This window comes from Clostridioides sp. ES-S-0123-01, assembly GCF_020658415.1.
GTDB lineage: Bacteria > Bacillota > Clostridia > Peptostreptococcales > Peptostreptococcaceae > Clostridioides.
The window spans coordinates 248,798-273,685 of sequence record NZ_JACVWD010000002.1 but is presented as its reverse complement, the minus strand read 5'-3'; the positions used below and the strand labels follow the sequence as shown (position 1 = coordinate 273,685).

Sequence of the window (24,888 nt, the reverse complement as noted above, 5' to 3'; positions counted from 1 at the left end):
TAAAATATTTTAAGTATTAGTATATCAACCCCAAAAAAACTTGTCAATCTTTGGAAAATATAGTGGAATATATTGGCCTATATAACAAGTTTGTTGGTGATTTTGATATATTTACTTAATGGTATTAAAATAAGAACCATAGTGGTGAGATAGTGATATAATTATATCTATTGCTGAAAATCAATGATAAACATTACCATATTTTATTATAGTTAACACAATTTGAAACTACATAGACAGGTAATATATATTAAATAATCTAAAAATACTATATTATAAGTAAATTCTTGTAAATGGGGTATATTGTACAGAGTAGAATTTGTATTAATGACTGGGAAGAATAATATAGATATTCAAGGTGTTAAATGTACTGTTATAGAGAAATAATATATGGTAGATTAGAAAAGTAGAAGCTAAAAATCATTTTAAATTAGTAACTTTATTTCAACTTATTGAGTTTAAATATAATAAATTTATTTATGATGGTAAATTTACTTAAATAAACATAGTAGTTGATTTAAGTGTACAATTAAAGGGCTTTTTAATTTTATAATTATAATATAAAAGAGGTGGAAAATGAAAAATAGACTTGATTTAACAGAAGGAAGTATTACTGAAAAGTTACTTAAACTATCACTCCCAATAATGGGGACTTCATTTATACAAATGGGATATAACATGATAGACATGATATGGGTTGGTAAAGCTGGAAGTAAAGCAGTAGCTGCAGTTGGGACAGCGGGATTTTTTCCATGGCTTGCAATGGCATTTATTATGATTTCAAAAGTAGGTGGTGAAGTAAAGGTAGCACAAAGTATAGGAGAAAATAATATAAGCACTACTAAATCATATATAAAATCAGCAGTAGAAATAAACCTTATGTTGGCAATAATATATACTATGGTTTTGATAGTACTCAATAAACAACTAATAGGTTTTTTCAGATTGGGAGATTTAGAAGTTATATCTATGTCCAGACAATATTTAATAATAGTAGCTTTAGGTATGGTATTTTATTTTATCAATCCAGTATTTACTGCAATTTTCAATGGACTTGGGAATAGTAGAACACCTTTTTGCATCAATACAATAGGGCTAATAACTAATATTATACTTGACCCTGTTCTAATTTTTGGATGGGGACCTGCTCCAAAACTTGGAGTTGCAGGAGCTGCTATTGCTACTGTATTTGCACAAATAGTAGTTACTACATGTTTTCTATATATAATACTTAAGAGTAAAGAGGAGTATTTTAAGATAAAAATCTTCAGAAAAATAGAACTTAAATACTATAAAGTGTTATATAAGTTAGGTTTTCCTGTAGCTATACAAAGTGGAATGTTTACAATATTTTCAATGTTGCTTGGTGTAATAGTGGCTTCATGGGGGCCTGTTGCAGTTGCAGTGCAAAAAGTAGGGTCACAAATAGAAGCAATATCATGGATGACTGCTGAAGGATTAGCTGTTGCATTAGGAAGCTTTGTTGGACAAAATTATGGAGCCAAAAAGTATTCTAGAATAAATAAAGGATGTAAAATAGCTATAATTGTATCTTCTATACTTGGAATAATGACAACCTTAGTATTGATATTTGCAGGTGGAAGTATTTTTTCTGTTTTTATAGATGAAAGTGAAGCAATAGAAAAAGGAGCTATGTATCTTAAAATATTAGGATACTCTCAATTTTTTATGTGTCTAGAAATAATAACAACAGGAGCTTTTAAAGGATTAGGTAGAACCTATATACCTTCTATAATAGTTACTGTATTGACTGGTGCAAGAGTACCATTAGCTTACTTTATATCTAGACCAGAAATATTAGGATTAAATGGTGTTTGGTGGAGTATAACAATATCAAGTATATTAAAGGGAATATTAATGATAAGTTTATTTATATATCTGCTTAAACTTGGGAAATTATATAAGGTATCTAAATAAAATTTAATTTATATTAAATGTATAGACATTTTGTTTATTTGTATATAAAATTAACTTATCATATAAAAGTTCGAATTGATTAGGAGTGAATTAAATGAAAGAACCAATTTATAAAGTTATAGAAAATCATGTAAGAGAATTAATAAATTCAGATAGTTTGAAAGAAGGGGATTTAATCCCATCTGAAAAGCAATTAAGTGAAGAATTTAATGTGACTAGAATGACTGTAAGGTCAGCATTAAATAATCTAGTTAAGGAAGGTTATATAACTAGGCAAAGAGGTGTAGGAAGTATAGTACTCGCAAATAAAATATATGATAATATATCTTCTGTAAGTGGATTTACTAAGGAGATGGAAAGTAAAGGCTATAAAGTATCTAATATATTGGTATCTCTTGAAATAGTTCAAGCAGACGAAGAATTATCAAGTAAATTGAATATTAGCTTAGGAGAAAATGTATGGGAGATAAAAAGAGTAAGATTGGCAGATGAAACGAGGGTTTCATATATGATTACATATATGCCAGTTAAGTTATTTCCAAATTTAAATAAAATTCATTGTGAAAATTCACTTTATAATTTTGTGGAAGAAGTATGTGGATATAAAATAGCTATGTCAGAGAGAGAAGTACAAGCTGTAATATCAAATGAGGAATGTATGACTAATTTAGAAATTGAAGAACCAGAAGCACTTTTATATATAAATCAAGTTTGTAAGTTACAAAATAGTGAGGTTTTTGAATACTCACACACATATCATCATGGATATACTTTAACTTTAAGTGCTGTTGTCGAATAAAAATTAAGAAAAAATGAAAAAGTTTTCTTGAAATGTATATACATTTGATATATAATAATATCAAGAAATAAATGTATATACATTTAAAAATAAAATATATACATTAAAATAAAAATTAATAAATAAGGACACTTTAAATGTATAGTTTAAAGATATTATGACTTAAAAAGATACTTAATAAATTCTAATTTGGAGGTAAGAAAATGATAAAAATAATGTTAGCTTGTTCAGCAGGGATGTCAACTAGTTTATTGGTTACAAAAATGGAGAATGCCGCGAAGGAAAACGGTATAGAAGCAAAAATATGGGCTATATCAGAAGTGAACTTAAAAAATGAAATAGAAAATTGTGATGTCTTACTTTTAGGACCTCAAGTTAGATATGTATTAGGAAAAGCAACTGAAATGGCAAAACCATATAATATTCCAGTAGAAGTTATAAATATGATGGATTATGGAAGATGTAATGGGAAAGCTGTCTTAGATAGAGCAGTGGAATTAAATAATTCAAAATAAAGTTGTACTGGAGGATGTAAAATGGAAAAATTCATGTCATTTATGGATAAATATATAGTGCCTGTAGCTGCAAAGGTAGGAGCTCAAAGGCACTTAGTAGCAGTAAGGGATGCATTTATAGCAATGATACCTATAACTATGGTAGGTGCATTGGGAACATTGATAAACAACTTGCCATTAGAAGCATATAAAAATCTGATGGCAAGTATATTTGGAGAAAATTGGACTATGTTTGGAGGAGACCTTTGGTGGGGAGCTATAGGTACGATGGCAGTATTTTTAGTAATAGGTGTTGCCTATTTCCTAGCAAAGTCTTATGAAAGTGATGGATTACAAGCTGGTCTTATAGCACTATCTATCTTTTTTATAATGGCTCCACAAATTGGTAAGATAGTTCCAGAAGGTGGTACTAGCGCAGTTGAAGGATGGGGAATGATACAACAGACTTACTTAGGAACAGCAGCACTATTTTCTTCTATATTAATAGGGTTGTTGTCTGCTGAGATATTTGTAAGATTATCTAAAGTAAAGAAATTAACTATAAAAATGCCAGATGGAGTTCCACCAGCAGTTTCAAGATCATTTGCAAAGTTAATACCAGGAATGTTGACTATAATGATATTTACTGTAATAGGAATATTTATAAAAATGCTTTCAGATGGAAATTTCTTAACAGATATTTTGAATACTTACTTAGGAGCACCACTATCAAATGTAGCTGATAGTTTAGGTTCTACAATGCTTATTGCATTTATAATTCATATACTTTGGACTGTTGGTCTTCATGGCGCAAATATAGCACTTCCTTTTACAGAAACAATACTTATGAAATTAGGTGGAGAAAACGCTGCCTTAGCTCAAGCAGGTGCAACTGAAGGCTATCATGTACTTGCAGGTTCATTCTTTGATGCATTTGTGTATTTAGGTGGTTCAGGAATGGTATTAGGATTAATTGTAGCTTTATTAATAGCAGGAAGAAGACGTAAAGAGATGATATTGTTAGGGGGACCTCCAGCAATATTTAACATAGGAGAACCATTAATATTTGGGCTTCCAATAGTTTTAAATCCTATTTTTATGATTCCATTTGTACTTGCACCAGTAGTATGTAGTGCTGTATCATATTTAGCAATAGATTTTGGATTAGTAGCACCAGTAATTTTACCTAAAATACCTTGGGTAACACCTCCTATATTAGGTGGGGCAATGGCTACAGGTGATTGGACTGGAGGAGCTTTAGCACTATTTAATTTAATATTGTCAATATTAATATATATTCCGTTTGTTATAGCATCTGAAAAAATGGAAGCTAAAAAATTAACAAAAATTGACAACTAGGTAATTTTATTCGACAATAAACAGATAAAGTTCTGTAATATATACTAAATTATAAGTAAGGATGGTATAATGAGATGAAAAATGGGCTAAAAATAGTTACAATTGGAGGAGGTTCAAGTTATACTCCTGAACTTGTAGAAGGTTTTATAAATAGATATAAGGAGCTACCTGTAAAGGAGTTATGGCTTGTAGATATAGAAGATGGAAAAGAAAAACTAGAGATAGTAGGAAATCTAGCTAAAAGAATGGTAAAAAAAGCTGGAATAGATATGAAAATAAATCTTACTTTAGATAGAAGAGAAGCTTTAAAAGACGCAGATTTTGTAACAACACAACTCAGAGTAGGTCTTTTAGATGCAAGAATTAAAGATGAAACTATTCCTTTATCTCATGGAGTTATGGGACAGGAAACTAATGGTGCAGGTGGGTTGTTTAAAGCTCTTCGTACAATACCAGTTATATTTGATATAATAAAAGATGTGGAAGAATTATGTCCAAATGCATGGATGGTGAACTTTACAAATCCAACAGGAATAATAACAGAAGCTGTATTCAAATACACTAACTTTAAAAAATATATAGGTCTATGCAATGTACCAATTCATTTAAAAAATGATGTAGCTAAACTATTCAATGTAGAAAGTGATAGAATAAGTATGGATTTTGCAGGTCTTAATCATATGGTTTATGGTCTTAATGTAGCTTTAGACGGAGAAGATGTTACAAAAGAAGCAATAGATAAATTTGTTAAAGCAGATATAAGTATGCAAAATATAAAGGCAATTGATTTTAATGCTGATTTTATAAAATCTTTAGGTGCTATACCTTGCCCATATCATAGATATTATTATAAAACTAAAGAAATGCTTGAAGATGAGTTAATAGAGTTTAAAGAGGGAAAAGCTAGAGGTCAAGTGGTTAAAGAATTAGAAGAACAATTATTTGAACTATATAAAGATGAAAAGCTAGATATAAAACCACCTCAACTTGAAAAAAGAGGAGGAGCTTATTATAGTGATGCTGCTTGTAATCTAATAAGTTCTATCTACAATGATAAAAAAGACATCCAAGTAGTTAATACATTAAATAATGGGGCTATAAGAGACTTTAAAGATGAGCAGGCGGTAGAAGTAAGTAGTGTAATAACAAAAAATGGACCAAGACCATTAAGTATAGGCTATTTACCAGATTCTGTACATGGGTTAGTAAGTCAAATTAAGTCATTTGAAGTTTTAGCAGCCAAAGCAGCTGTATATGGAGATTATGAATCTGCTTTATTGGCACTTTGTATAAATCCATTGATTCCATCGGATGATTTGGCAAAAACTATATTAGATGAAATGTTAGAAGCTCATAAAGATTATCTTCCTAGATTTAATAGATAGTTTATAGAAAGTAGGTTATGGTATGACTAAAATTATAATAAATGCAGATGACTTTGGATATTGCGAAGCTGTGAATTATGGTATAATATCAGCTCATAATAATGGAATAGTTAAGTCCACATCTATGATGGCAAATATGCCTGGTGTAGAACATGGAGTAAAGCTACTTAAAGAAAATAGAGATTTAAATTGTGGAGTTCATATGACTTTAAGTTGTGGTAGACCATTATTGTCTAACTTAAAAACTATTGTTGATAAAGAAGGTTTTTTTATTAGAAGAATTACAGACGAAATTATTAAAAAAATGGATTATGATGAGATTTATGAAGAACTTTGTGCTCAAATAGAGAGAGTAAAAGAACTTGGAATAGACATATCTCATTTAGATAGTCATCATCATATTCATACTTTAGTAAATTTAAAACCAGTAATAGAGAAAATTGTAAATAAGTATAATCTTCCAATAAGAGGAGGGTTTGAATACGATTTAGAGTATTCAAAAATAGTTCCATTAATAGATAGCTTTTATAAAGAAAATGTGAGTGAAGAGTATTTTACAAAAAATATAGAAGAAATAATGAAGTATGATGTAGTGGATATTATGTCTCACCCAGCTTTTTTAGACGATTATATTTTAAATTCTACATCTTATGCAATTGATAGAACAAAAGAGCATAAAATACTTACATCTAAAAAAGTCAAAGAGTTTTTGAGAGAAAATGGATTAGTCATATCAAGCTATAGAGATATTTAGGAGGTATACAGATGGATGAGAAGATGATAGAAATATCTTTTGGAATAATTGGATTTGCAGGCGATGCAAAAGGTCTAGCTTTTGAAGCTATAAAAGAAGCAAAGAACGGAAATATAGATGAAGCTAGAGGGTGTATTGAAAAGTCAAAAGAGTCAATTCATAAAGCACATAAGTTCCAAACAGAGTTAATACAAAATGAAGCTAGTGGTAATAAAACTGAAATGAGTGTTATATTAGTTCATGCACAAGACCATTTAATGACATCTATGAACTTTCAACAACTAGCAGAAGAATTTGTAGATTTGTATGAAAGATTGGAAAGCAAGTAGTCTAATTTAACTATTATGAAAGAGTGTTTTTAATAATTTCTATAATTATTAAAAACACTCTTTTTTATTAAAATATGTTAAAAAGTTATAACTTAGCAATTTATTATTCTTTTATTAATGTTCTAAAATTTAGATTTCTCGTAATTGTAAGGTATACTAGTACCTACAACTACATCTTCAATTTTTTCAATAATAAGCCAATCATCCATATTTCCTTGATGGTCGAAATCAAGAGGTGTTATTTCTTGAACATTTTCAAATTCAACTAAGCATAAGCATTTTTTATGCCAACGAACTTTTTGCTTATCAGATAAATTTAGTTTTGGTTGATTTTCATCTAGAACTTTACAAATTTCGTCTTCTGTTAATTTAATATAGTTGTCTACTTTTTTAACAGTAGCTTTTGCAGAAATTCTTGAAGTTCCTTTTTCCATAAAATAAAGTAACTCTCCTTGAAATACTCTGCTATGTGGTATTTTTCTACCAGCAGCACCTCTAATTACCATTGTCTTCGTTCCAGCTAAAATTTTATCTAATACCTTTTCTCCTTTTTTACCTGCATTATCACAATATACTAAATGTACCACGCTTTAAATCCTCCTTACTAAATTACTATTCTGTATCTTGCATTTTATCATTGTTTAACTGAAAAGTCATTCTATTTATTATATTTACATAAAGAACAGATATAAAATTTATTGTTCAATGAAAGAAAACCTTATCTATAGTATATTTAATTAAGATTAATTAGGAATTTTTATCCTTTTGCAAAATAATATTGACTAAAACTAGAAAAATGCTATAATAAATATGTGCTTATGATAATCAATATCATGTAAGTATAATAAACAAGTAGGAGAAATAATCATGAAAAAAATAAAATCATTAGCAATATTTATATCTATTATAACTACGTTAGTACTTGTTACGGCATGTTCAGATAGTAACACAGATAATAAAGAAAAATCAGATACAAGAGTTGTACAATCTGTTAAGGGAGAGGTGAAGATACCATCAAATCCTAAAAAAATAGTTGATATATCAGGAAGTAGTGAGGAATTGTTAATAGCTGGTCATAAACCTATTGCAACGGCAAATGTAGACTCATATGAAACTGATAAATTGCCAAGTTACATAAGAGAAGAACTTAAAGATGTAAAGATAGTAGGTCACTCTATGATGGATACTATGGATATGGAAGCTATATTAGAAGCAAATCCAGATTTAATAATAATGAGTCAAAGACAAGAAAAAATCTATGACCAATTAAAAGAAATAGCTCCTGTAGTCATGATGAAAGATTATGCAAATGACTGGAGAAGTAAGTTAACTGATGTTTCAAAAATATTTGATAAAGAAGACGAAGCTAAGGATTGGTTACAAAAGTATGATGAAAAAGCTACAAAACTAGGTAAAGAAGTTGTAGAAAAAAATGGAGAAAAAACTTATTTACCAGTATTAGCAAGTTCGGGACAATTTATGGTGTTTAGTGATGGAGGAATTGGAACTTTAATTAATGATGATATGAAATTAGCTAGACCTAAAAATATGCCAAAGCAAGATGGAATAACATTGCCAATGGTAAGTATGGAGGGTCTTACAGATATAGATGCAGACCATATAATTGTGATAGCTACAGAATCAGATAAAAAAGATTTAGAAAATAGTGCTATATGGGCTCAAATGAGAGCAGTAAAAGATGGAAATGTAACAATACTTGATGCAGCTCCATTTTTCAGCCAATCATATAATCCAATTGGAAAAGAGTTGTTATTAGAATCAGTTAAAAATGAATTAACAAAGTAATTCTTAACTTATTAGGTGTGAGATAATGATGTTCATTTTTCACACCTATTTTTAATAAGTTTAAAATCATAAAATACTTAATAAATATATTACTGCACTGGAATTAAAAGGGAAGAGGAGGTAGGATAATTGACTACACTTAGTAAAAAAAATCTGACTTATTCATTGATATTAATAAGTATAGTTGCACTTGTATTTGGAATTGTATTATCCATAACTATTGGGGCTAAAGATATGAATCTATCGACTGTTATAAGTAGTTTAATAAATATGGAAGATGGAATAAATATGAGAATAGTGAAGGATGTTAGACTTCCAAGGGCAATAGCAGCAGCACTTGTTGGAGGATTTTTAGCAGTTTCAGGTGCTATAATGCAAGGAATAACAAGAAATCCTATAGCTGAACCTTCTGTTATAGGAATTACACAGGGAGCTACATTTGCTATTGCAATATCATTAGTACTTCAACAAAAATTTCCTAAACTTATACATGGTAACTTTAGTGTAATGATATTTGCATTTATTGGAGCAAGTATAAGTGGTTTATTTATATATTTTGTAAGTTCAAAATCAAGAGGAAGAGTTAATAATGTAAAATTAGCTCTTGCAGGGGTAGCTCTTGGTACATTGTTAATTTCTTTGGCCTCTGCAATATCTATGTACTTTAATCTATCTCAGCAATTAAGTTTTTGGATATCAGGAGGACTTGTAGGCGTAACGTGGGAAGGTATAAAGCTATTATTTATAGTTGGAGGTATTGGATTTATCCTATCTATGATTATGGCCCCAAGAATAACTATCCTAAGTCTTGGAGAAGAAGTGGCAATAGGGTTAGGGCAAAAAACTGACATTGTTAGATTTATATGTATAGTTTTAGTAATATTAATGACTGGAGCATCTGTTTCAGTATCAGGTAATATTATTTTTATAGGTCTTATAGTTCCTCAGATAGCTAAAGGAATAGTAGGCTCAGATTATAAGTATATAATACCAAGTTCTTTGGTTCTAGGAGCTGTGCTACTTGTATATACGGATATATTAAGTAGAATGATAAATCCTCCATATGAGACTCCAGTGGGCTCTATAACAGCTCTTATAGGAGTTCCAATATTTATATATCTTGTTAGAAAGGGGAATAAATAGGTGCTATGAAAAATATTATAAAAACAAATTCTAAAACTTTACTTGTTATTTCAATTTTAATGGTACTTATTTTTATTGCTTTTCTAGTTAGTTTAAATTTAGGTTCATTTTCTATAGAACCAATGGATGTCATAAAGACTTTTATAGGACAAGGTCAACGTAATCATGAAATTGCAATATTTAAACTGAGATTGCCAAGGATAATAATAGCTTTATTGGTTGGTTCAGCATTATCAACAGCAGGTGTAATACTTCAAGGAGTTACAAAGAATGATTTGGCTGACTCTGGAATTTTGGGTATAAATTCAGGAGCAGCATTATTTGTAGTAGTTTATATATATCTTATGAATGGTAATGTTTATGAAGGTATGAGTAATCTCACTGTATTTACAATGCCAGTTGTTGCACTTGTAGGAGCTTTGTTTGGAGCATTTTTGATATATTCTCTTGCATGGAAAGGTGGAATAAATTCATCAAGGTTACTACTGATTGGTATAGGTGTAAATATAGCTTTTACTTCAATTTTGACGATATTTCAATTGAAATTTACAACACAAGAATTTAATAGAGTTATGGTATGGACATCAGGTAGCATTTGGGGAACTAGTTGGAAATATGTAATAGCTGTACTCCCATTTATAGTGATTTTTATGGGAATAACTATGTATAAGGCTAAGTATATTGATGTCTTGAACTTAGGTGATGAAGTGTCTACAAGTCTTGGTGTAGATGTGGAGAAGCAAAGAAGAAGACTCATAATATATGCAGTAATTTTATCTGGTGTATCAACATCAGTAGCAGGTAGTATTTCGTTTTTAGGTTTAATAGCACCACACATAGGAAGAAAGATAATAGGTCCGAGACATAAAAGACTAATACCAGTATCAGCACTGATAGGTACATTATTACTTTTGGTGGCAGATACTATATCTAGAAATATTCTTGCTCCTATAGAAATACCAGTAGGTATAGTTGTATCCATAATAGGAGTACCATACTTTATTTATTTAATGTTGTCAAATGATTAGGAAAGGGTGTTACTATGAATTGTATAAATACTAAAAATCTAAATGTATCATATGGAAATACAGATATTATAAAAGATTTAAATTTAAATATACCAAAAGGAAAAATAACTACTATAATAGGGGCTAATGGTTGTGGAAAGTCTACAATACTTAAAACAATAGGGAGAATTATTAGTCCTAAAAATGGAAGTATATATATAAATGGAGAAGATATATATAAGAAAAAATCTAAGGAGATAGCGAAAAGTATGGCTGTACTTCCACAAAGCCCTCAAGCTCCTAGCGGGCTTACTGTTTCAGAGCTAATTTCATATGGAAGATTCCCTCATAAAAGTGGATTTGGAAATTCTAGTAGAGAAGACAGAGATATTGTAAATTGGAGCTTAGAAGTTACTGGAATTTCAGAATTTAAGGATAGAAATATGGAAGATTTGTCAGGCGGACAAAGACAAAGAGCATGGATAGCTATGGCTTTGGCACAAGAGACTGATATACTTTTGTTAGATGAGCCTACAACATATTTAGATTTAGCTCATCAATTAGAAATACTAAAATTATTAGAGGAATTAAACAAAAAACAAGGAAGAACTATTGTCATGGTAATACATGAACTTAATAACGCAGCACGATTTGCTGACCACATGATAGGTATTAAGAAAGGTAAGATAGTTTGTCAAGGTAATGCATACGATGTTATGACAAAAGACAATCTGAAGGAGTTGTTTAATATCGATGCAGAGATAGCTACAGACCCAAGGACAAATAAACCAATTTGTATAACTTATGACATGGTATAAATGGTGACAACATGGAAAATCAAGAAGCATTAAGACATGAAAAAATATGGATTTTATTATTTAGATACTCAATACCTGCAATAATAGCTATGATGGTAACATCGCTTTACAATGTAGTAGATAGAGCCTTTATTGGTTCTATGGAAGGAGTTGGGTCTATAGCTATTGCAGGACTTGGTGTAACTATGCCAGTGTTTACACTGATAATAGCTTTTGGAATGTTAGTATCAGTAGGTGCTAGTACAAGCTTGTCTATAAAACTAGGAGAAAGAAATAAAAAAGAAGCAGAAAAAATATTGGGTAATGCCCTTACACTATCTATAATTATTTCTATAATTATAACTGTATTAGGATTAGTTTTTTTAGAAGACATACTTTTTCTTTTGGGAGCAAGCAAAGATTCAATATCTTATGCAAAAGATTATATGAGTGTTATATTGCTTGGAACTCCATTTAATCTAATTGCATTTTCTTTAAATAATGCAATTAGAGCAGAGGGAAATCCTAAGTTAGCAGCTAGAACAATGATAGTAGGTTGTATACTAAATTTGATATTAGACCCAATATTCATATTTGTGTTTAACTTAGGTATAAAAGGAGCAGCTATAGCAACTGTACTCTGTCAAGTAGTGGTGTTTACTTGGGTAGCACATTATTTTATAAGAGGAAAATCTAATTTAAAATTAAAAAAATACAATTTAAAATTAGATACAAATATAACAAAAAAAATATTTGCAATAGGTATGACACCATTTGCAATGGAAGTAGCTATAAGTATAACTCATGTATTTACTAATAACTCTCTAAAGGCTTATGGTGGAGATTTAGCTATTGGAGCTATGACAGCTCTTACATCTATTTTATTGATGTTTATGATGCCAGTATTTGGTCTAAATCAAGGTATGCAAACTATAATATCATATAATTATGGAGCAAAGCAATTTGAACGTGCAAAGAAAACCTTAATATTGTCTATCATAGTATCTATAGTTATATTATCTTTTGGATTTTTAGTAGTGCAGGTATACCCTGAAGTATTTGTTGGCATATTCAATAAAGATTCAAATCTAATGGAAATAGCTGTAAGAGGTATAAATATAAATTTAATCACCTTACCTATAATGGGGATTTCTATTGTTGGGCCTGTGTATTTTCAATGTGTGAGTAAAGTTAAACATTCTATGTTTTTGACTCTTTTGAGACAGTTTATCTTATTTATACCATTAATTATTGTACTTCCAATTCGATTTAATTTAGATGGAGTTTGGTTAGCACAGCCAATTGCAGATTTTATTGCTATGATAATTGTATTATTGTTCTTAAGACGAGAATTTAAGATGAATCAAGCATAAAATGTTGAAAAATAAAAAGTCCTGTCTCAAAATGATTAAAATCATTTTATAGAGACAGGATATTATTTTACAGCATCGTTTGTATTGACTTCATCTAGTGTTTTTCCAAAAGTCATTTTTTCAAATATTTCTTGAGGTATAGGTTTAGAAAAAACATATCCTTGTATCATATCACAATTAATTTTCTTTAGATATTCCATCTGTAAGATTGTTTCAACACCCTCTGATACACTATTCATATTTAATTTTTTTGCTAGCTCAACTACAGATTCTATTACATAATTTTCAGATACATTATCTGCGTTGGGAGAACTAAAAAATGCTCGGTCAAGTTTTAGAGTATCAACTTTTATTTCTTTTAGCATGTTAAGTGAAGAATATCCACTTCCAAAATCATCTAGTGAACATTGAAAACCTTCCTCATGGATTTGGTCTATTACATTGAGTAACATTTGTAAGTTATCAAAGATGAGTGTCTCAGTTAATTCGATTTCCAAAAGTTTAGCAGGGACATCGTATTTATCACGAATTGTTTTGTATTTTTCTAAAAAATCTTTATTATTTAAATGAGCACGTGAAAAATTAACTGAAATAGGTATTGGAGTTTCCCCATTATCTATCCATTTTCGTATCATGGCACACGATTTTTCAAACACATAATGGTCAAGTTTGATGATGAAGCCATTTTTTTCAAAAAAAGGAATAAAATCATTTGGTGGAATAAGACCTCTATCTGGGTCTTGCCATCGCACTAATGCTTCTGCACCTACAATATTATTGTTTTTAAGGTTTACTTTAGGTTGGAGATAGACTACAAATTCATTATTATCTAATGCTTCTTCCATTCTATTTTCCATTTCTTTTTCTTTAAGCATTCTCAAACGTTCTAAATCACTATAAAATACACATGTGTAAAGTGGATGAGTTACAGTATTTCCTTTAATGTTTTTTCGTGCTACATTTGCACGGTCTTGAATTGATACTAGTGGTATATTTGGGTCATCAATTTTATAGACACCTATAGAAAGAGCTATAAAATATTTACATTCTTTATCTTTGTTAAAACTGTTAATATCATTTGTAATATTTTCTATGTACTTAAGAATTTCTTTTTGTGAAATAGTTTTAATAAGAATATTAAACTGGTCATTAGAAACTCTACAAAGTAATTCTTCTCGTTCCAAATAATTAGCAATTACATCATGTATATATTTTAATGTTTTATCTCCAGCATTACTACCAAAAGAATCATTAATAAGTTTGAATTTATTAATATTTATAGATACTAATGAATAGGTTCCTGCTGAAGTTGATTCTATGATTGCTTTAGCTTCCATATCAAAACGTGCCTTACTATAGCCTTTAGTTACAGGGTCTACATAGGCGATTTTTATAAGTTGCTCTCTATTTTTGCGATTTATAAATATAATCAACATGATAAGTAATAAAAATAATATAATAATTAAAATGTTGATAAAGACTGCTTTTTTTAGAAGTAAATCAAACTGTGCATTTGCTACCTTTACTGGAACAATTGAAAGTAGATATAGGTTTTCCTCTTCCAGAGGAACATAGTGCATAGCTTTATAAATACCATCATCCAATGTAAAGTACATAGAACCTTTTTTGTTCTCTTTTAAATTTGTCTTCATTTCTCTAAGAGTATCTTTACCAGTATAGCTTCCATGTTTTTTAATTGTGTCAAAAAAGTTTACAACATTTTTTGGTGCGTTTTTGTTGTCTGAACTTACAATGAAATTTCCATTTTTGTCAATGATTTGAGAAAATCCTTCACCCCCAAAACTCTCCACGCTTAGTAACGTTCTCATAGTATCAAGAGTATTCCAAGCAGTAATAGCTCCAGTTATTTTATCATCTTTATAAAGTGGTACAGAATATAAAATTCCATATATACCAGATTGAGATTTGATTGGAGTAATTGTCTCTTCACCTTGAAGAGCTTTTCTATAAAAATACTGCCCTCTAACATTACCTGTACTTTCATCAGTGCCTATAAAATTCCCACTAGAATCAGCAACACCTAACCAATCAAACTTCAGTAATTTTGATTTTTTAGATAAATATTCAGTGACATTTTTATTGTTATCACTAAACTGAAAGTAAGTATCTCCTATAGAGTATAATATTTTAAATATACTTTTACATTTTTCATTAATTGTAGTGGAGACACTCTCTGAGATTTCTGTAAGATACCGCTCTGTTTCACGATGAGTTACTTTACGCAGTGTCATAACAAAAGAAACACAAACTAAGGACACAATTATAAGGAGTGTTAGTAATAAGGTAATTATTATTTTTTTATTTTGTACGCTTTTAGTATACATTTTTTATGTTCCATCCTCCATCCTTTATTGGCTTACAAAGAAGACTCCTCTCAGACATATTATACCAAATATTTCTATCTGTGAAGGTACTAAATTTTATCTTTACGTCTATTCTTATGTAAATTATTTTAAAAAGTAGAGAAGCTATTCTTATAATTTATACTGGAATTTAATTAAATAATATTGTTATGAATTAGAATATTTTATAAATAAAAAAAGAACTGTTTTCAAAATTATTTTAACTATTTTGATACAGTCCTTTTTGGGGTTGAAAAAACATTTATAAAGGATTTTTAATTTATAGTATATGTATAAATATTGAATTTATAAAACAATACCTTATATTTATTACAAACTAGAAAGTAGATGCAATTCTGTAAATACCAAATTCTCTATGGCCAAGGCTTTCAGCTTTAGTTTGTTTACCATTACATACTTCCACTATTTCATCGAATATTTCTTTACCTATATCTTTAATTTTAGCGCCCTCTGTTATAATCCTACCTGCATTTATATCGATATTATCTATCATTTTATTGTATGTATCACTGTTTCCAGTAATTTTAATAACTGGCGAAATTGGGCTTCCTGTTGGAGTACCTCTACCAGTTGAGAAGATTACAATCTGTGCACCACCTGCCACCATACCAGTGATAGAATCTATATCTTGACCTGGAGTATCCATAAAATATAAACCTTTTTTATCTGAAGGTAAAATCTCAGCATATTCAAGAGCACCCTTGAATGGTTTGTTCCCTGCTTTATACATACAGCCAAGTGATTTTTCTTCAATTGTTGATAATCCACCAGCTTTATTACCTGGAGTAGGTTGACCACTACGTAAATCTTCTCCCATAGTAATTGCTCTTTTTTCTACATCATTTACAAATTTAAGAAATTTTTCTTTCATGTTTTCATCTTCAAAGCGAGTAGCCAATAAATGTTCTGCACCAATTACTTCTGTAGTCTCACTTAATATACTACTGCCACCCTCATCTATAAGAAGATTTGATGCAATTCCTATTGAAGGGTTTGATGCAATTCCACTTGTTGGGTCAGAGCCACCACATTCAAGTGCCAATGTAATTTCGCTCATATCAAATTCAACTCTTACTTCTTTTGATATTTCACGAGCCATCTGACTTGCTATTTCAGCACCTTTAGCTATTGCTTTTAGTGTTCCACCACATTCTTGTATAACAACATAGTCGACTTTTTTTCCTGTTGTAGATATTTCAGATGCTAAATCTTTTGCTTGAATACCATCACATCCAAGTCCAACTACTAAAACAGCAGCTACATTAGGGTTTTTACCAAATCCTATCAATGTTTTTTCTGTAAGCTCTATATCAGAGCCAATTTGACAACATCCATGTTGGTGTGGGATAGCTATTGCTCCAGGAACAAGTGCTGCAACTCTTGTAGCTGTCTCACTTGAACAGACAGATGTTGGAATAACTAAAATATGATTACGAATACCATATTGTCCATTTTCTCTTAAATAACCCATTAATTTCATTTTTATTACCTCCTATTTTTTATCTCCGCGACCACGCGTACTTTCAATATTATGTACATGAACATAGTCACCAGTTTTTATGTCAACTGTTGCAATTCCTATAATCTCTCCATATTTATAAACAACATCATCTTTTTTCACATCTTCTGTAGCCATTTTATGAAAAACAGGAATATTATCATTTACTATATAAGATTTTCCATCAATTGAAACTTTTTCACCTTTAACTAAAGGTCTAACACATGTAACTAGATTGTCTTTTTCATTTGCATGAATAATTGCATTCATATTTTTACCTCCTAAAAATATTAGTTTACTTCTATGTTTTTATTTGTTTTAAAAATAGCTTTTTTTCTTTTTTCTCTTTTATCCAAATAGGAGACGAGCATTGGACAGCATATTGCTGTAACAATGATAGCTGCAGCAACTTGTACTGTTGAAACAGCCGCAATTGTAGCAAGTGTAGGGTCAATAGCGGCTAAAGCTTCAGGAGTACCAGCCGCATTACCTGCTGTCGTACCAGTAGCTGCACCTACTGCTGGATGTTCTGCACGTATAAGTTTCATTACAAAATATCCACCCATACCTGTTATTAGAGTTACAGCAAGACCTAGTATAACTCCAGGGAATCCAGCAGTTATAATTTGGTTAAAGTTTAATGCAGCTCCTAAAGGAAAAGCAAAGAAAGGTATTAACAATGTTGTACCAGGTGCAAGAAATTCTCGTATATCTTCATCGAGATTACCAAGTATAAATCCAAGTAATATTGGTATGAGTGCTGCAAATAAAGCTACTATAGGCACATTTGCAAGTCCAGTTACTCCAAAAGCAATCATCGTAAAAAATGGACCATCATTTAGAGATAAGATAGATATCGCACCAACATCTGTAGAATCTCCATATTCACCAGCAAGAGCAGCAAAGAGACCTCCATTTGAATTAGTCATAGTAGCAACTATAGCAAGAGGTGTAATACCAATTATGCCTTTAGGCCCAATGAATTTACTAACAATAATACCTAGTACTGCACCAATTACAAATTTTGTTGCCGTGAGTACTATGCCCTTAGTCAAAGGTTTGCCTGCTTGTCTTATGTTGATTTGAGCGCCATTACATAGACAAAATAGAGCAAGTATACTCATTGCACCAGTTTTAAATAAGGAAGTTGTAAATCCTCCAATTTCAAGAGCCTGTGGACATACTGTATTAAATAGTGCTCCCAATAGCAGGGGACAGACCATAAGTCCTCCTGGTATCTTTTTCACCGATTTTAAGATATGCATCTAGTATCACTCCTTTTAATTTTTATATAAGTATTTAAAAGCAATTACTATGCCAATATAGGTGTTATATAGTTTTTATTTTTATAAGTATTTTTAATATTCGTATAAAATACTGTAGATTGCTTAGATTAAAAAAATTATATGGAAAAATGTAGCGAAAAAAATAATCTATTTATTATGTAGTAGAATTTTAAATAGAAATAAAGAAACGTTTTATGTATTAAAATTAAACATAAAACGTTTCGATATATTATATATGTATTATTTTTAAACATCACTTTCAATTTCTTTTAACTTTCTCCATAGGGTGGAGCGAGTGATTTTTAGTATTTCACAAGTTTTTGTAGTGTTTCTATTATTTTCATTATAGACTTTATAGATATATTTCTTTTCTAGTGTTTTTAAGTCTAAGTTATTACATTTAAAATCAGCCTTATCTGTATCATTTATAGTATTTGCATATTCACTATTGTATTTTTCTGATAAAATTGAATCAAATGATTCTATAATAACAGCTCTCTCGATTATTCCTTCTAATTCTCTTATATTTCCTTCATATTCTTTTTCAAGAAGAGCTTGTCTGATATTTGGAGTGATAATTAAAGGTATCTTATTGTATTTAGCTGAATATTTTTTTATGAAAAATTCTGATAATTTTATGATGTCTTCTTTTCTCTCCTTGAGTGAAGGAAGATACAATGTTAATATATTTATTCTAAAGTAAAGGTCTCGTCTAAATAAACCGTCACGCATCATATCTTTTAAGTCTTTATTTGAAGCACAAATTATTTTTACATCTATGGGAATAACTTTATCACCACCAATTCTCATAACTTGCTTTTCTTGCAAGACTCTTAATAATCTTCCTTGAAGTTCAATTGGAATTTCACTTATTTCATCGAGAAAGATTGTTCCTTCATGTGCCAATTCAAATACACCTGTTTTTCCTTTTTTTCTTGCTCCTGTGAATGAGCCCTCCTCATATCCAAAGAACTCACTTTCTATTAAAGATGGAGGTATTGCAGCACAGTTTACAGCAACAAAAGGAGCATTTTTACGTTTGCTATAATTATGAATACTTTGACAAAATAACTCTTTACCAACACCAGATTCCCCTGTAATAATCATTGGAGTATCATAGCAAGCATATTTTTTTGCAACTTCTATACAGTCTTTTGTTTTTTCACTTGCATAGATTATATCATCAAATGTGTATTTAGCAGATAGACCTTTGTTTAATAGACTTCTTCTTATTGTATGTTCAAATGAACTTATTTCCTTACTGTCTTGAAATGTAGAAACTGCTCCTTGAATTTGACCATCAACGATAATTGGAACTCTATTTGTAATGATTTTTGTACTTCCTATATTCTGTATTTCACCAATTTGTGGTTCCATGGTTTCAACTACTTGAGGTAAAACTGTGTTTGGAATAACATCTATAACATTATGATAAAGTGCATTTTCTTTTTTTATACCAAATATTTTTTCAGCACTCTTATTAAATAATGTGATTTTAAAATTTTTATCAACTGTTATTATTCCATCATGTACAAAATCTGTCATAGCTTCTATCTGTAATCTTCTTTTTTGCTCATCTTTAGTTGCGTCGAGTATTTGTTCAGCTTGTTGAATGGCTCTAAGTATGTTTTCTTCTCTAGATTCAATTAATATTCCCTTACAATTAAGTCTTTCAACAATATGTGCAACAGTAGTATCACCTATATATGTATTGATGCCTTTTTTTCTATATTTTTCTATAGCATCATAAATTTCTTCTTCCTTTTCAATTTCAATCATCGTTATTTTCTTATTCAATATTTCTTCTATAATATCAAAGCCATATATAACATTATTAAATCCAATTATCCCAAATGGTTCATTTGAATTTTTAACTTCCTTATAGCTTTCTATAATATCATAAGCATCTACCTTAATCTCAACTATAGGTATGTTATATGTTTCTTTTAACATATTGTAAGTTCCACCTCTACTTATGATAATTCTAGTACCATGGTTAATACTTTTTTCGGCAAGTGGTATTCCTTCTTTTAAATTACCAAATACAACATCAATGTTTGTATACTTATATTTTTTTACTATGTGAATCGATTTTTCATAGGTTCCTTTAGTAGGAGCAATAACAAGTATTTCTTTCATAATAATTCCTCCATATTTCATCAAATAAACTTAAAGATTATTATCATAACTAAATTTTATCAGTGATATTTTAATATTTTACTTTATATTTAATTCTAAATAAAGTATTTTTAAATAAATTATTATAAAAGACTGCCTAAAAATAAGATTTTAGAATTCTAAAGTTTTTTTAGTACAGTCTTTTAATATATAATAACATCTATTTGTCAAATCTATTTACCTTAAATAATCTCATATTTTTATCTTCTTCTCCAAGGTATAGCTTACTAAGCATTATACCTCCTAATATTGCAAAAAGTATTCCATTAGCTCCATAGCCTAAACAGTACCATAAGTTATGGTTTTTGTTATCAGGTCCAATAAAACCTAAGTTATCTAAAGTAGAAGCAAAGCAACCACAATACTTGTACTCAATTTGTATATCTTTTATATCCTTAAACATGCCCTTTAGCCTTTGTTCTAAAATATCATATTTTTTATTTGCTAAAGCCTCATCTTCTATATCACTAAAGTCTACATCTTCGCCACCTATAATCAATCTATTATCTTTAGTGGTTCTTAGATAATTATATGGGTCACAATTGTCTCTAATCAGAATATTGTCTTTCCAAGAATCAATATCTTTAAGTGGTTTTGTAGCTATATTAAAGGTATTAGATTTAGTTGCAAAATTTCTATTTGTAAATAAACTTGTATTATATCCTGTAGCCACAATTAGTTTTTTGCCATAAACTTTATAACCATAAGACACTTCAGCTGTTACTTTATCATTTGAAAAGTCTATTTTTTTTACTTCTGTATTTTCATATACTTCAAGACCTTTTTTTAGACTTACATCAATGAGATGCTGACTATATTTATATGGGTCTAGTTCTCGTCCACCATTTTTTGCTATCAATCCTGACTTTAAATCAAAACCAAAAGGATTTGTAGATTCATCAATATACTCAACATCAAATCCATTTTCTTTTCTTAAATCATATTCTTCTTTTATAGCTTTTATTTCAAGTTTATTGGCAGTGTAAAGTAAAGTATCTCTTTTTGCATAATCACACTTATTTCCATGCAATTCTATAAATTTATCTAACTCTTCAAGTGCTGATATACAAAGATTATAAGCTTTTAAGGCATCAGTTAGAGTCATTACTTCTGTCAAATCTATCAAATTGTCATCCAATTCATACTGTAAAAGTGATGTGGTTACACTAGTACTTCCATGCGCAATCCTTCCTTTTTCAAGGATAACTGATTTTATATTATTTTTAGCTAAATAGTATGCACAAATACATCCTGTTACGCCGCCTCCAACGATTATAACATCTGTATCAATATCATCAGTAAGGTATGGAAATTGTCTTGGAATTTTATTTATACTGGTAAAAATAGGTTTACCTTTTACATATTCTTGATTCATATATTTCACTCCTAAAATTTATTATGTATGAGTGTATTATTTTCTATAGTAAATAATATTATACATTTTAATTTCTTATATAAATGGGTATGTATAAATAAAAATGTGATAACATTTTAGTGTAAAACATATGTATAATATATTCATAAGCAATTTGGTATATAATGATGATTAACAAGTAAAAAAGATTGAATAAAAGTTAAATAAAAATTTAAAATAGGAGGTAAATTTATGCTTTCAAAAGATATTGCTTCAAAGGTATTAGAAAAGTGTCTAGTTACTGGAGGAGATTTTGCTGAGATTTTTGAAGAAGACACTATAAATAATTCTATTGGCTTAATAGATAATAAAGTAGAAAATGCAATAGGTGGAAGAACCTATGGTATAGGAATAAGAATATTTAAAGGGTTAAAGAGTATATATGCTTATACAAGTGACAATTCATTAAATAGTTTGTTGGATGTAGCGTATAAAGCTGCTGTTGCATTAGGTAAATTGGAAGATGGAAAAAGTGTAATATTAAATGACAGTATTAAAATAAATAACATACATAATATAAAAATTTATCCAAATTCAATAGGTAATAGAGATAAAGTAAATGTTATGAAGGTTGCATATAAGAGTGCAAAAGAATTTAGTAGTGATATATCTCAAGTAAGTGTTAGCTATTCAGATAAAGACCAAAAAATATTAATTGCAAACACTGAAGGTATATATGTTGAAGATAGAAGAATAAGAACCAGACTGGGAATAAGTTCAATTGCATCTAAAGGTAATGAAAATCAAACTGGATTTGAAGGACCTGGAGGTTGTAAAGGATTTGAAATATTTGAAGATATAGACCCAGAATACTATGCAAAAGAATCAGCTAGAGTAGCACATACTATGTTGCATGCTAAAAATTGTCCAGCAGGTAATATGATGGTAGCAATAGATAATGGCTTTGGTGGAGTAATATTTCATGAAGCTTGTGGACATTCTTTAGAAGCTACATCAGTTGCAAAGGGAAACTCCGTATTTGCAGATAAATTAGGTCAGCAAATTGCATCTACGAAGATTACAGCTATAGATGATGGTACAATACCAAATTACTGGGGCTCTATGAATATAGATGATGAGGGAAATCCAGCTCAAAAAAATATACTGATTGAAAATGGGATTTTGAAGTCTTATATGATAGACAAACTTAATGGTAGACGAATGGGAATGAATCCTACAGGAAGTTCTCGTAGACAGAGTTATAAATTTGCTCCTACTTCGAGAATGACTAATACTTATATTGCTGCTGGAGAAGATAAACCAGAAGATATTATAAAGTCAATACCAGATGGACTTTATGCTAAAAAAATGGGTGGTGGGTCTGTAAATCCTGTAACAGGAGAGTTTAATTTTGCAGTTTCAGAAGGTTACTTGATAAAAAATGGAGAAATACAAGAGCCAGTTAGAGGTGCTAGTTTAATTGGAAAAGGTAGTGATGTACTTATGAATATAGATATGGTTGGTGATAACTTAAAACAGGCTCAGGGTATGTGTGGTTCATCATCAGGAAGTATACCAACTAATGTAGGTCAACCTATGATAAGGGTAAAAGAAATTACTGTAGGTGGAAGATAGGAGGGATAATTGTGGAACTTAAAAGTTTTAAGGATATATTATTTAAAAAAGCTCTAAGTGAAGGATTTGAAGAATGTGAAGTGTATTATTCCACAGGGGAAAATTTAAGTATAAATATATATGAAGGAGAAGTTGAGAAATACAATCTTGATAAGTCTTTTGGTTTATCTTTTAGAGGTAAGGTAAATGGAAAGGTAGGTTATTCTTATACAGAAATTTTAGATGATAAAGCTGTTGATATGTTGATAAAAAATGTAAAAGATGGGGTAAGAGCTATCGAAAATGAAGATGTACAATTTATATATGAAGGCGATAAGCACTATAATGATGTAAAGACTTATTCTAAAGAGTTAGAAAATTTAGAAGCAGATAAGTTGATTGATTTAGCTCTAGAAATGGAAAGAGAGACTAAAGCTTATTCAGATAAGGTAGTAAATTTATCTAGATGCACTATATCTTATTCTGTATCAAGTAATGGTATATATAATACTAAAGGTCTTGATTTAAGTAATAAAACTAATATGCTTATAGGGTTTGTAGTTCCTATCATAGAAGACAATGGACAAAAGTATGATGGAGTGGGATATAATATAGCAAATTCTATTGAAGAAATAAAGCCTTGTGAGATAGCAAAGCTTGGAGTTGAAAATGCTTTATCTAAAATAGGTGGAAAGAGTATACCATCAGGCAAATATAAAACTATATTGTTTAATGAAGCAATGGTATCTTTACTTAGTACATTTTCTGGAATATTTAATGCTGATTCAGCCCAAAAAGGATTATCTTTGTTGAAAGATAGAGAGGGAGATATGATAGCATCTCCTATAGTTACAATAGTTGATGACCCACTTTTAGAAAATGGTATGGCATCTACTCCTTTCGATGATGAGGGAGTAGCTACATTTAAAAAAGAAGTTGTTTCAAATGGAAAGCTTATAACTTTACTTCATAACTTAAAGACAGCCAATAAGGCAAATATAAAGACTACAGGAAATGGAATAAAATCTTCATATTCATCACCTATAAGCATATATCCCACTAATTTTTATATAGAGAAAGGAGATAAATCTCTAGATGAAATTATGAAGGATATAGGTGAAGGATTGATGGTTACTAGTTTTGCAGGTCTTCATTCAGGGGCAAATTCAGTAACAGGAGATTTTTCTTTAGCAGCTAAAGGTTTTTATATTAAAGATGGTAAAAAAGCATTTCCAGTAGAGCAAATTACAGTAGCTGGTAATTACTTCGATTTATTAAAAGATATTGAAGTTATAGGAGACGATTTAGAATTTCCAATGAGTAGTATAGGTTCACCTTCAGTTGTTATTAAAGAGTTATCAGTAGCAGGAAAAGATGAATAGATACAGAA

Annotated in this window: 21 protein-coding genes; 14 read left to right on the top strand and 7 right to left on the bottom strand. The window is 29.7% G+C overall.

The features are described from left to right. Window positions 1–576 precede the first annotated feature (576 nt). From IC175_RS04765 to IC175_RS04735, 7 genes are all read left to right on the top strand, one after another. Window positions 577–1,938, top strand: a complete 1,362-nt coding sequence (locus IC175_RS04765; RefSeq protein ID WP_227851185.1) for an MATE family efflux transporter — start codon at window positions 577–579, stop codon at window positions 1,936–1,938. Window positions 1,939–2,032: 94 nt separating this feature from the next. Then, window positions 2,033–2,737 carry a GntR family transcriptional regulator gene (locus IC175_RS04760; RefSeq protein WP_227433976.1) on the top strand — a complete coding sequence of 235 codons (705 nt, stop codon included), beginning with the start codon at window positions 2,033–2,035 and terminating at the stop codon, window positions 2,735–2,737. 203 nt (window positions 2,738–2,940) lie between these two features. Next, window positions 2,941–3,252: a PTS sugar transporter subunit IIB gene (locus tag IC175_RS04755; RefSeq protein ID WP_227433977.1), complete on the top strand. Its 312-nt coding sequence runs from the start codon at window positions 2,941–2,943 to the stop codon at window positions 3,250–3,252. A gap of 21 nt (window positions 3,253–3,273) precedes the next feature. Continuing rightward, window positions 3,274–4,590 (top strand): PTS transporter subunit EIIC, encoded by a 1,317-nt coding sequence (locus tag IC175_RS04750; protein ID WP_227433978.1) that lies wholly within the window; start codon window positions 3,274–3,276, stop codon window positions 4,588–4,590. Window positions 4,591–4,664: 74 nt separating this feature from the next. Further along, the gene (locus IC175_RS04745; RefSeq protein WP_227433979.1) at window positions 4,665–5,975 is read left to right on the top strand and encodes a 6-phospho-beta-glucosidase; all 1,311 of its coding nucleotides are present in this window, start codon (window positions 4,665–4,667) and stop codon (window positions 5,973–5,975) included. A 22-nt stretch (window positions 5,976–5,997) separates the two neighbouring features. After that, a complete protein-coding gene (chbG, locus tag IC175_RS04740) occupies window positions 5,998–6,729 on the top strand; it encodes a chitin disaccharide deacetylase (protein WP_227830887.1) in 732 nt (243 codons plus the stop codon). A gap of 11 nt (window positions 6,730–6,740) precedes the next feature. Beyond that, window positions 6,741–7,058, top strand: coding sequence for a PTS lactose/cellobiose transporter subunit IIA (locus IC175_RS04735; RefSeq protein WP_227851184.1), 318 nt, complete (start codon window positions 6,741–6,743; stop codon window positions 7,056–7,058). 122 nt (window positions 7,059–7,180) lie between these two features. On the opposite strand, the gene IC175_RS04730 is transcribed toward IC175_RS04735, so the two are convergent. Continuing rightward, the gene (locus tag IC175_RS04730) at window positions 7,181–7,645 is read right to left on the bottom strand and encodes a hypothetical protein (RefSeq protein ID WP_227482040.1); all 465 of its coding nucleotides are present in this window, start codon (window positions 7,643–7,645) and stop codon (window positions 7,181–7,183) included. A 280-nt stretch (window positions 7,646–7,925) separates the two neighbouring features. Here IC175_RS04730 and IC175_RS04725 point away from each other — a divergent pair, with 280 nt between their 5' ends. The 5 genes from IC175_RS04725 (at window position 7,926) to IC175_RS04705 (ending at window position 13,184) form a co-directional block, all read left to right on the top strand. Continuing rightward, window positions 7,926–8,864 carry an ABC transporter substrate-binding protein gene (locus IC175_RS04725; protein WP_227433983.1) on the top strand — a complete coding sequence of 313 codons (939 nt, stop codon included), beginning with the start codon at window positions 7,926–7,928 and terminating at the stop codon, window positions 8,862–8,864. Between the two features lie 129 nt (window positions 8,865–8,993). Then, window positions 8,994–10,007 carry a FecCD family ABC transporter permease gene (locus tag IC175_RS04720; RefSeq protein WP_227433984.1) on the top strand — a complete coding sequence of 338 codons (1,014 nt, stop codon included), beginning with the start codon at window positions 8,994–8,996 and terminating at the stop codon, window positions 10,005–10,007. A gap of 5 nt (window positions 10,008–10,012) precedes the next feature. Then, the gene (locus IC175_RS04715; RefSeq protein WP_227830886.1) at window positions 10,013–11,035 is read left to right on the top strand and encodes an iron ABC transporter permease; all 1,023 of its coding nucleotides are present in this window, start codon (window positions 10,013–10,015) and stop codon (window positions 11,033–11,035) included. Between the two features lie 14 nt (window positions 11,036–11,049). Continuing rightward, entirely contained in the window at window positions 11,050–11,832 is a 783-nt protein-coding gene (locus tag IC175_RS04710; protein WP_227433986.1) for an ABC transporter ATP-binding protein, read from the top strand. An 11-nt stretch (window positions 11,833–11,843) separates the two neighbouring features. Continuing rightward, complete coding sequence (locus tag IC175_RS04705) at window positions 11,844–13,184, top strand: MATE family efflux transporter (RefSeq protein WP_227851183.1); 1,341 nt, start codon at window positions 11,844–11,846, stop codon at window positions 13,182–13,184. 62 nt (window positions 13,185–13,246) lie between these two features. On the opposite strand, the gene IC175_RS04700 is transcribed toward IC175_RS04705, so the two are convergent. From IC175_RS04700 to IC175_RS04675, 6 genes are all read right to left on the bottom strand, one after another. After that, complete coding sequence (locus tag IC175_RS04700) at window positions 13,247–15,436, bottom strand: EAL domain-containing protein (RefSeq protein WP_227835204.1); 2,190 nt, start codon at window positions 15,434–15,436, stop codon at window positions 13,247–13,249. A 448-nt stretch (window positions 15,437–15,884) separates the two neighbouring features. Beyond that, window positions 15,885–17,048 (bottom strand): UxaA family hydrolase, encoded by a 1,164-nt coding sequence (locus IC175_RS04695; protein WP_227482045.1) that lies wholly within the window; start codon window positions 17,046–17,048, stop codon window positions 15,885–15,887. 12 nt (window positions 17,049–17,060) lie between these two features. Then, window positions 17,061–17,336: a UxaA family hydrolase gene (locus tag IC175_RS04690; protein WP_227851182.1), complete on the bottom strand. Its 276-nt coding sequence runs from the start codon at window positions 17,334–17,336 to the stop codon at window positions 17,061–17,063. Window positions 17,337–17,356: 20 nt separating this feature from the next. Then, the gene (locus IC175_RS04685; RefSeq protein WP_227851181.1) at window positions 17,357–18,331 is read right to left on the bottom strand and encodes a 2-keto-3-deoxygluconate permease; all 975 of its coding nucleotides are present in this window, start codon (window positions 18,329–18,331) and stop codon (window positions 17,357–17,359) included. 267 nt (window positions 18,332–18,598) lie between these two features. Then, window positions 18,599–20,491 carry a sigma 54-interacting transcriptional regulator gene (locus IC175_RS04680; RefSeq protein ID WP_227434335.1) on the bottom strand — a complete coding sequence of 631 codons (1,893 nt, stop codon included), beginning with the start codon at window positions 20,489–20,491 and terminating at the stop codon, window positions 18,599–18,601. Between the two features lie 199 nt (window positions 20,492–20,690). Beyond that, entirely contained in the window at window positions 20,691–21,905 is a 1,215-nt protein-coding gene (locus IC175_RS04675; RefSeq protein ID WP_227851180.1) for an FAD-dependent oxidoreductase, read from the bottom strand. 231 nt (window positions 21,906–22,136) lie between these two features. Here IC175_RS04675 and IC175_RS04670 point away from each other — a divergent pair, with 231 nt between their 5' ends. Both IC175_RS04670 and IC175_RS04665 read left to right on the top strand, forming a co-directional pair. Beyond that, complete coding sequence (locus IC175_RS04670; protein ID WP_227835673.1) at window positions 22,137–23,519, top strand: TldD/PmbA family protein; 1,383 nt, start codon at window positions 22,137–22,139, stop codon at window positions 23,517–23,519. A gap of 11 nt (window positions 23,520–23,530) precedes the next feature. Beyond that, on the top strand, window positions 23,531–24,880 hold the full coding sequence (locus IC175_RS04665) for a TldD/PmbA family protein (protein ID WP_227434338.1): 1,350 nt from the start codon (window positions 23,531–23,533) through the stop codon (window positions 24,878–24,880). The last annotated feature ends 8 nt before the right edge of the window (window positions 24,881–24,888 follow it).